The organism is Arthrobacter sp. HMWF013 (assembly GCF_003061105.1).
Taxonomy (GTDB): domain Bacteria; phylum Actinomycetota; class Actinomycetes; order Actinomycetales; family Micrococcaceae; genus Arthrobacter.
This window is the reverse complement of the sequence record NZ_QAIQ01000215.1, coordinates 1-6,639: the sequence shown is the minus strand read 5'-3', so window position 1 is coordinate 6,639 and position 6,639 is coordinate 1. Positions and strand designations below refer to the sequence as shown.

The following is a 6,639-nucleotide window of genomic DNA, read 5'->3' as shown; positions in this document are numbered from 1 at the left end:
GAACATCTCGGTGCGGATCGATGCGGCTATCCCCGCGTCGCCGTGAAGCTCATACGCCAGTTCCTCGGCGGACCATCCCTGGGTGCGCGAATCCAGCAGCGCCAGGATCTCCGCACGCCGCAGCGTCAGCGGCACCCGGGTGCCGTCACGGAAAACCGCCGCCGGCTGGTCGCCGAGCAGTTCGAGCGACTCAACAGCCGCCGTCGGCCGTGCAACCGGAATCGGTACCCGCCGCCGAACGGCACCAGAGGCACCCGCCGGCATCCCGCCGTCGGGCGTTCCCAGCAGGGCCTCCGCCATGCTGACCGCACAGCGCACCATGCGCAGCGTGTCCGAAGTGAGGGACTCCAGCGGCCCGGAAACATCCAGCACACCCAGCAACGCACCCGTCAAAGGGTCAGTGATGGGCGCCGCGGTGCAGGCCCACTCATGGTGGGTCCGGACCAGGTGCTCGGCGGAAAACAGCTGCACCGGCCGCCCGGTGACTAGGACCTCGCTGATGGCGTTGGTGCCGATCCCGGCCTCCGACCAGTCCGCACCTTCGGAGAACTCAAGCTGGTCCGCCCGCTTCAGCACCCGGGGGCTGCCCACCCGCCACAGAACCTCCCCGCCGGCATCCGTCAGCACCAGCAGGTGCCGGCCGTCGCCGGATTCATCGGCCAGCAGCTCCCTGAGCGCCGGCATCACCAGCTGCAGCCGGTGTTCCCGCCGCAGCTCCAGCACCTCGGACACCTCATGCAGATGGCGGGGACTGTGCTGGTCGGGGCTGATGCCCAGCGCCATCGAGCGTCGCCACGAGTCGGCCAGCAGCTCCGGGATCTCGGGACGGGGAACGCCGGAGATCACCAGTTCGTGGGCGCGGCGCAGCACCCGCGAATATTTCGCCGGGTCCGAAAACTTCAGGCCGTGGTCCATGGTTCCCTCCCACTGCCGGTCGCCGTCGACCACGCAGTGCTGATGCAACGCCGCTGTAACCCCTCCTGCGTTTCACTAGGGTGATGCAGCTCACGCCCGCCCAGCATATCGCAGGGGCCGGGACGGAAACGGGGCCGCCGGACCACCAGCACCACGGACCATCACACAAAGGAGTGGACATGACCGAAACACCCACTGCAGCCGCGCAGGCCTGGCTCAAAGGCCTGGATGACGCCCTTCAGCGTCGCGACGTGGACGCAGCCCTGGAACTCTTCGAGGACGACAGCTACTGGCGGGACTTCGTCGCCTTCACCTGGAACCTCAAGACGCTCGAAGGCAAAGCCGATATCCGGCGGATGCTCGAATCCACCCTTGAGCGCGTGCAGCCCGCCAACTGGGCGCTCGCCGAGGACGCCACCGGCGACGCCGATACCGCGGAAGCCTGGATCACCTTCGAAACCGGCGCCGCCCGCGGCTATGGTCACCTCCGGCTGCGCAACGGCAAATGCTGGACACTGCTCACCACCATGAAGGAGCTGAAGGGCTTCGAGGAGAAGAAGGGGCCCCGCCGCGAGAAGGGCGTTGCCCACGAAATCGTCAAGGGCCGCCGGTCCTGGCTGGAGCTCAAGGAGGAGCAGGAGGCGAGGCTCGGCTACGACGAGCAGCCATACTGCGTGATTGTGGGCGGCGGGCAGGGCGGCATCGGCCTCGCGGCCCGGCTGCGGCGCATGGGCGTCCCCACCATCGTCATCGAAAAGAACCAGAAGCCGGGGGACTCCTGGCGGAACCGCTACAAGTCCCTGCACCTGCACGATCCGGTCTGGTACGACCACCTGCCCTACCTGCAGTTCCCGGACGACTGGCCCGTCTTCGCCGCCAAGGACAAGATCGGCGACTGGCTGGAGCACTACACCCGGATCATGGAGCTGAACTACTGGTCGGGCACCGAGTGCGTGGGTGCAGAGTTCGACGACGGCACCCAGGAATGGGTGGTCAACGTGGTCCGCGACGGGTCGCCGGTGACCCTGCGGCCCAAGCAGCTGGTGTTCGCCCTGGGCGTCTCGGGATACCCCAACATCCCCGCGTTCGACGGCGCCGAGAGCTTCCTGGGGGAGCAGCGGCACTCCTCGCAGCACCCGGGCGGCGGAGACTGGGAGGGCAAGAAGGCTGTGGTGATCGGGTCCAACAACTCGGCGCACGATATCTGCGCGGACCTCTGGGAGCACGGCGCCGACGTCACCATGGTGCAGCGTTCCTCCACCCACATCGCCCGCAGTGAATCCCTGATGGACCTGGCGCTGGGCGGACTTTACTCCGAGAAGGCACTGGCCAAGGGGGTCACCACCGAGAAGGCTGACCTGCTGTTCGCCTCGCTGCCGATGCGGATCCTGCCCGAAACGCAGGTGCCGGTATACCAGGCGATGGCCGAACGCGACGCCGAGTTCTACTCCCAGCTGGAGGCCGCAGGATTCGACCTCGACTTCGGTGTGGACGGCTCCGGGCTCTTCGTGAAGTACCTGCGGCGCGGCTCCGGCTACTACATCGACGTCGGCGCCTCCCAGCTGCTGATCGACGGGCGGGTGCAGCTCAAGGCCGGCCAGGTCTCCAAGATCACCGGGAACGCTGTGGTCATGGCTGACGGCACCGAGCTCGAGGCTGACCTGATTGTCTACGCCACCGGCTACGGCTCCATGAACGGCTGGCTGGCGGACCTGGTCTCTCCCGAAGTGGCGGACCAGGTGGGAAGATGCTGGGGTTACGGCTCGGACACCCCGAAGGACCCGGGCCCCTGGGAAGGGGAGCTGCGCAACATGTGGAAGCCCACCAACGTGCCCAACCTCTGGATCCACGGCGGCAACCTGCACCAGAGCCGGCACTACTCCTCCTACCTGGCCCTGCAGCTCAAGGCACGCATGGAAGGACTGGACACGCCCGTCTACGAACTGCAGCCCACCCACCACACGCGCTGACCTTCGGGTACCGGTGATTAGGGCTGCCGGGGGTTGGGCAGCTGGGGGTGGGCGCAGCCGACACGGCTGCACCCAACTCCGGCAGCCCGCCGCCGAAGACTCCACCCCAACGCTCTATCACTAAATGCGGGTTTTTCGCTGACGCTCTCGCACTTGACGCCGTCAGGCCGACGTCGAGAGTCTTGCCTCCGCTAGCTCGTGGAAGATGGCCGGCGGACAGTATGTACGTTCGTCGTTGCGAGCTGCGGGTGAAGAAGGCAGGGGGAAAGCTGCGGACGTTGAGCACGCGGTTGATCTCCGCGGGTAGACGCTAAATGCGCAGTCATGTTTGGGACGACTCGTTTGCCGGGAAGGGAAAGCGACGGCCAGCGGTGAAAATATTGCTCAGCTTAGGGGAGTGCCCAGATACTTCCTCGCAGTGGCCACCTTCATATACATCCTCAAGTTTCCTCCGCCCGTTGAATGAAAGCCGTGACGGGTGTACCAATCCACCAGGCCAGGATTGTCGGCGTCGACCACTATTATCTGGCCGCCGCCGAGATCCGCAGCGCCCACCATTGTTTCAAGCGCCACACGTAGAAGCTGCCAACCCCACTGGTTGATCTTGTCGCCGCGCAGGGAAACGTCGAGCGCCGGCTTGGCCAACAGCCATCCTGGGGCGTTGCGTAGTACTTTCCGCTGGAGCGGCTTTGGCACGTCGTCCCGGACAACGAGCGTCGGGCAGATGACGAAGTATCCTAAGACCCGCTCTTCTTCGCCGGGCCGGTCTTCGACAAGCAAGTAGACCATGCTGGCGCCGGTATCTACAGCCTGGCCCGCTGAGTCTGTCAGCCACTGGTTGTAGGCTGCTTCACCGCAGTCAAATGCCCCCAAATCAAAGCCCGATGCCAGCTTCACAATGCGAACAGGCGTCTCACTCACCTAACGATGCGGCGCGGCAGCTTGGACAGCGCTGCCAGTTCTGGGGACTCGTCGGGTATATCCAGCGAAGCCATCATCGAGTCGAAGATTTCGGGTGCCATGAGCGTGATATCCGAACGAGCGATGATTTTTTGGGCAGCCCGCCGGGCGGCGTCGGTGACGAATGCAGACTTTGTAACGTGAAGCAGTTCAGCCGCTTCGGTAATCAACTCATCAGTGTTTTCGTCCGTGCGCAGCTCTAGCCGCCGTGTTTTTGTGCTAGCCATGTTTTGTCAGCCTCCTCGTGCCAGTGTACGGCACTTGTACGGCTGGAGATAGGTAGGTCTTTTCCTTTTAGACGCGAAGGACCCCATCCAACGCTCTCTCACTTGATGCGGGCTTTCGGCGGACGCTCGCTCACTTTTGACTGCTTTTCTGGGTAAGCCGCTGGAGTTGCCATTGATGAACCTCCGGCAGCCAGTCCAGCGGGGCCGAGGGGCCGACGCGCGGGTCGTCGGGAACTCCGCCGTCGAGAAGTGCCTCGACGTACGCGAGGTCCTGTTGGATCCGTGTCTGCAACTGCTCGGCTCCGCCAACCGAGCCGTGGCCGGGGATGACGGCAACAACGTCCCCGGCCACGCTTTCGAACAGCAGCAGCGCCTGAAGGTAGTCGCCGAGTGGATCGGTGGCCTCCAGGTCGAGGAAAGGCATCAGGATGTCAGAAAGCATGTCGCCCGCGACGAGGATGCGGGACTCCTCGACCAGCAGTGCAGCATGGCCCGGGGCGTGGGCCTGGTGCTCGATGATGCGTACCGCGGGGCCATCCCATGGAATCAGTTCACTTCCGGCAGGCAGGCTGGTAATCAGGCCGAGCAGATTCATGGGGATGTCCTCGGCGTACTCCGGCGGCAGACCCTCGGCGATGCGGTCCTGCCAGTCCGCGTTCGACAGCACATCCCGGATCGAGGCGGCGCAGCGGGCCGTGCCATAGCGGGGCACGTCGCCGAAGCCCGGGTGCCAGAGCACGTGGTCCCAGTCAGGATGCGTGGAGAAGCCGGCCACGACGGGCTGGCCGAGCTCGCGAAGATCATTCGCGAGGGTAGCCATTTCGTCGCCCGTTATGCCGGGGTCGATGAGCAACACACCGTCCGTGCCCTGCACCACCACGGAGTTGCTCTGGATGAATTCGCTCTCATGAACGAAAACGCCGTCAGCGACCTGTTTCAGCATGAAAAGTGCCTTCCGCTTGTGGTGTGCAACCGCCTGTCGCGACCGTATTACCCAAGCCCGAGCTGGTGCAAGCACTTTTGGGCCTGAGCCAAACCTGCACTCTTTTCCCACCACCAAAAGTCCCTACCGGACATCAAGATCCGGTGCGAGGATGTTCGCATTCGGCCCGGCAACGCAAGCCGGCCGTGCCCTTCGCGGACACACGTTCACCGACAGGAAGGACCATCATGAAGGCAGCACGTTTCCATGGCCGCAAGGACATCCGCATCGAGGACATTCCGGAACCTGAGCTCCGGGCGGGAGCAGTGAAGATCGACGTCGCGTGGTGCGGTATCTGCGGCACCGACCTGCACGAATACCTGGAAGGCCCCATCTTCTGTCCCGCGCCCGGACATCCGCACCCGCTCTCCCACGAGGAATCGCCGGTGACGCTGGGGCACGAGTTCTCCGGGACTGTCTCGGAAATCGGCGAAGGGGTGGAGGGGCTCGCGGTGGGTGACAACGTCGTCGTCGAACCGTACTTCGTGGACGGCGACTGCGATATGTGCCAGGCGGGCAGCTACCACCTGTGCCGGCAGATGGGCTTCATCGGGCTGTCCGGCGGCGGGGGAGGCCTGAGCGAGAAGATCGTGGTGGACCAGCGGTGGGTGCACCCGATCGGGGACATTCCGCTGGATGAGGCGGCGTTGATCGAGCCGCTGTCCGTGGCCCACCATGCGGTGGCCCGCAGCGGCGTGAAGGCTGGGGATACGGCGCTGGTGGGCGGTTCGGGTCCGATCGGCCTGCTCACCGCGGCCGTTCTCAATGGCATGGGGGTGACCACGATCATCAGCGAGCTGACCCAGGCGCGCAAGGAGAAGGCCACCTCCAGTGGCGTGGCCGATCACGTCCTGGACCCCAGCCAGGAGGATGTACCGGCGCGGGTCCGGGAACTCACCGGCGGCACAGGGGCCGACGTCGCCTTCGAGTGCGCCGGTGTGAACGCCGTGCTGGATACCATGCTCGACGCCGTCCGGCCGGGTGCCGTGGTGGTCAACGTATCCATCTGGGGTGCTCCGGCCACCATCGATATGCAGAAGCTGGTGCTCAAGGAGATCGACCTCCGCGGCACCATCGCCTACGTCCGGGACCACGCCGCCGTGATCAGGATGGTGCAGGAGGGCAAAGTGGACCTCAAGCCGTTCATCACCGGCAGGATCGCGCTGGATGACCTCGTGGAGCAGGGCTTCGACACCCTCATCAACCACAAGGACACTGCTGTGAAAGTGCTGGTGCATCCGTAGGGTTCAGGTTCTCTGGAAGCGGCGGCTGCTGCAGGACTAGAATCAACGGCATGAAACGGGCTCCCCACAGTGCCCAATTTGGGCACGTCAATGTCATTGCCACCGACTGGCGGCGGCTCGCCGACTTCTACGGGCGGGCCTTCGGCTGCGAGCTCGTCCCACCCGAGCGCGATTACGGCGGTGCCGATCTGGAGCGGGGCACGGCCGTGCCCGGGGCGACCCTGCGCGGTGTCCACCTGCGGCTGCCCGGCCACGGGGACACAGGGCCGACGCTCGAGATCTACACGTACGGCGAGAACGTGCCGGGCGGTACGCCAACTGCCAATCGCACCGGCTGGGGC

General features: G+C 65.1%; 7 protein-coding genes. 3 read left to right on the top strand and 4 right to left on the bottom strand.

Going from position 1 to position 6,639, the window contains the following annotated elements; genetic code table 11:
* Positions 1–915, bottom strand: a 915-nt coding sequence (locus tag DBR22_RS08990; RefSeq protein ID WP_108598732.1) for a GAF domain-containing protein, incomplete at its 3' end; no start/stop codon positions are given.
* 179 nt (positions 916–1,094) lie between these two features.
* On the opposite strand from DBR22_RS08990, the gene DBR22_RS08985 reads away from it, so the two are divergent.
* Complete coding sequence (locus DBR22_RS08985) at positions 1,095–2,885, top strand: NAD(P)/FAD-dependent oxidoreductase (RefSeq protein WP_108598731.1); 1,791 nt, start codon at positions 1,095–1,097, stop codon at positions 2,883–2,885.
* Between the two features lie 384 nt (positions 2,886–3,269).
* Here the strand turns inward: DBR22_RS08985 and DBR22_RS08980 are convergent, their stop codons facing one another.
* From DBR22_RS08980 to DBR22_RS08970, 3 genes are all read right to left on the bottom strand, one after another.
* A complete protein-coding gene (locus DBR22_RS08980; RefSeq protein WP_108598730.1) occupies positions 3,270–3,806 on the bottom strand; it encodes an N-acetyltransferase in 537 nt (178 codons plus the stop codon).
* Positions 3,803–4,072: a type II toxin-antitoxin system TacA family antitoxin gene (locus DBR22_RS08975; RefSeq protein ID WP_108598729.1), complete on the bottom strand. Its 270-nt coding sequence runs from the start codon at positions 4,070–4,072 to the stop codon at positions 3,803–3,805. Before DBR22_RS08975 ends, DBR22_RS08980 begins: the two co-directional genes overlap by 4 nt.
* Before the next feature lie 130 nt (positions 4,073–4,202).
* Entirely contained in the window at positions 4,203–5,015 is an 813-nt protein-coding gene (locus DBR22_RS08970) for an MBL fold metallo-hydrolase (RefSeq protein ID WP_108598728.1), read from the bottom strand.
* Between the two features lie 227 nt (positions 5,016–5,242).
* Between DBR22_RS08970 and DBR22_RS08965 the strand changes: the two genes are divergently transcribed.
* Together DBR22_RS08965 and DBR22_RS08960 are read left to right on the top strand one after the other, a co-directional pair.
* Positions 5,243–6,298, top strand: a complete 1,056-nt coding sequence (locus tag DBR22_RS08965) for a 2,3-butanediol dehydrogenase (RefSeq protein ID WP_108598727.1) — start codon at positions 5,243–5,245, stop codon at positions 6,296–6,298.
* A 50-nt stretch (positions 6,299–6,348) separates the two neighbouring features.
* Positions 6,349–6,639: VOC family protein (locus DBR22_RS08960; protein ID WP_219928098.1), on the top strand; the 291-nt coding region annotated here is incomplete at its 3' end.